2 protein-coding genes are annotated in these 2,548 nt (G+C 57.7%); both read right to left on the bottom strand.

Going from position 1 to position 2,548, the window contains the following annotated elements; genetic code table 11:
- Positions 1-342 precede the first annotated feature (342 nt).
- Positions 343-1,536 (bottom strand): IS91 family transposase, encoded by a 1,194-nt coding sequence (locus PFRI_RS08150; RefSeq protein ID WP_111445499.1) that lies wholly within the window; start codon positions 1,534-1,536, stop codon positions 343-345.
- Positions 1,537-1,549: 13 nt separating this feature from the next.
- Complete coding sequence (locus PFRI_RS08145) at positions 1,550-2,410, bottom strand: tyrosine-type recombinase/integrase (RefSeq protein WP_072630210.1); 861 nt, start codon at positions 2,408-2,410, stop codon at positions 1,550-1,552.
- Positions 2,411-2,548 lie beyond the last annotated feature (138 nt).

Raw genomic sequence — 2,548 nt, 5'->3', positions numbered from 1 at the left:
AAGGTCCGCTCCGATGAAGGTTTTTCGATGCGGGCCACAGCGGAAGGTTTCGGCGCGGGACTGACCTTGGCCCGGGTTGACAAACCTCTCAAGGAGGAAGCCGTGGGATGCTGAGTGTGACCTATGGGGAAAGTGCGAGGCTGCTGTAGGTTGGTTTTGGCCCTGGTGCATTTGTCGAGGGCATTCGAGGCGGCCCAAAAGCCATGGGTGGCATGATCTTGGCGTTGATAACGATGAACATTGGCGCGTTTTCAATATATTGGATCGTTTGGGGCAGCAGAATATTCCACCCTGATGAGGCGCATAAGGGAGCAGGTATTGTGCATTTTGGCGGACATCTCGTCATGCGGCGGCCTGTCGTGGTGGCGCGCGGGTCTGTGGCTTTTGCCCCCGCCTGAAGGTCTCGATGATGCGCATTTGCCCGCCGCAATCGGGGCATGGTTCGCGGAGCGTAAGTGGGATGATCTCTGCGGTTGGCGGATCTTCGTTTTTGACCAGTTCTGCCCCAAGTAACGCGCGGGCCTTTGCGATATTGGCTTTGCGGGTCGCACTTGCCAGCAAGCCGTAATGGCGGATGCGGTGGAATCCGTCTGGCAAAACATGGATCAGAAAGCGGCGGATAAACTCGGGCGTTGCTAGTCGCATGACAGATTGGCGGTCGTCGGACTTGATCCGGTAATCTTTCCAGCGGAACGCTACAGTGTTGGCGTCGGCGCTGATCAGGCGGCTGTTTGAGATCGCCACCCAGTGAGTATAACGGCTGAGATACGCGAGCACGGCCTCGGGCCCACCAAAAGGCGGTTTGGCATAAACGACCCATTCTGTTTTGCGCATTGGGGCAAGATATGCGGCGAAGACTTGCGGCTTTGACAGCCCCGTCAGATCACCGAAGAAGGCAAGGTCGCCCGCGCGGTGCAATGCCAACAGCCCCTCGACGAACAGACGCCTGAATAACCGCGACAGAACCCGCACGTGCAGAAAGAACCCCGGCTTGCATGCGACCCAGCGGTTGCCTCGTGGCGACAGGCCCCCGCCGGGAACGATCATGTGGACGTGAGGGTGATGGGTGAGAGCCGATCCCCAAGTATGCAGCACGCTGGTCATACCTACCCGCGCACCAAGCCGTTTGGGATCAGCGGCAATGGTGGTCACCGCCTGGGCCGATGCGCGGAACAGCAGTCCGTAGACTGCCTTCTTGTTCCAATACGCGATCCGGGCAATCTCTGCTGGCAGTGTGAAGACCACGTGGAAATACTCGATCGGCAGCAGATCTTCAGCGCGCGCCGCCATCCAGTCGCGTGCCGCCGGTCCCTGACATTTGGGACAGTGCCGATTCTTGCACGAGTTATAAGCGATATGCTGATGATTGCACTTGGTACACGCGGCCACATGCCCGCCGAGCGCCTCGGTTCGGCAGGCTTCAATTGAGGACATCACTTTGAGCTGGCTCAGGTTGACATGACCCCTATTGGCCCGTCGCCACGCGGGGCCGTACATGCGAAAGATGTCAGCGATCTCCAGCGTACGCTCTGACACGCGAACGCGTTCGTCAGGTCAGGCCCTTCACATGTTCAAACGGGCTGGTGATATCACCCAGCGTCTTTGTCGCGACATGAGTGTACCGCGCCGTGGTGCTCAGCTTGGAGTGCCCGAGCAGAACCTGGATCACTCGCACAACCGTGTTTGCCTCCAACAGATGTGTCGCAAAACTGTGCCGCAGGGTGTGAAGCGTTGCGGGCTTTTTGATCCCCGCCATACGTTTGGCTGATGTAAACGCCCGGTTCAACTGACGCGATGATATCGGATCGACGCGGCTCTGGCCCGGAAACAACCACCCTTGCGGGCGCGCCTCGCGCCAATAATCCCGTAACAAAACAAGCAAAGATGGTGACAGCATCACATCGCGGTCTTTGCCACCCTTGCCCCGTTCGACATGGATCAGCATTCGGTCGCTATCGATATCGCGAACTTTGAGATGCGTCACTTCTGATGCGCGTAAACCGCCGCCATAGCCAATGCTCAGGGCTGCGCGGTATTTGAGACCAGGTCCGGGTGCTGAGGCTAGCAAGGCCGAGACCTCCTCAACGCTGAGAACGATAGGCAATTTGCGCGGCTCAGTGCGAAATTGCATGTACTTCTTCATCTCATCACGATCGCAGGTCATCGAGAAAAAGAACCTGAGCGCACCGATGCGCGCATTAAATGTTGATGGCGTGACGTTCGTATCCGCCATGTGCAACTGATAGGCGCGCAGATCATCCGGCTCTGCAGTATCGGGTGAACGACCAAGGAACGTCGTGAAATCCTTTAGGGCCCGGATGTGGGCCTTTTGCGACGTCTCCTGCATCCCGCGAATGCGCATATCTTCAATCATCCGCTCACGAAGCGGGCTCATCTTCTCCTGTGTCATGGAAACCTCCTGTTTGACGTTTGAGAAGCCCCAATCGTCAAACAAGTTCGTCAGATCTCAAAATGCACTCGGCTAAAGTCAGCGCACAACACCCGCTACAAGCGCCATTGCCGCGCCAGCGGCTTCGTCCATGTCCGC

This window comes from Planktotalea frisia (assembly GCF_001890925.1).
GTDB lineage: Bacteria > Pseudomonadota > Alphaproteobacteria > Rhodobacterales > Rhodobacteraceae > Planktotalea > Planktotalea frisia.
This window is presented reverse-complemented; position numbering and strand designations above follow the sequence as displayed.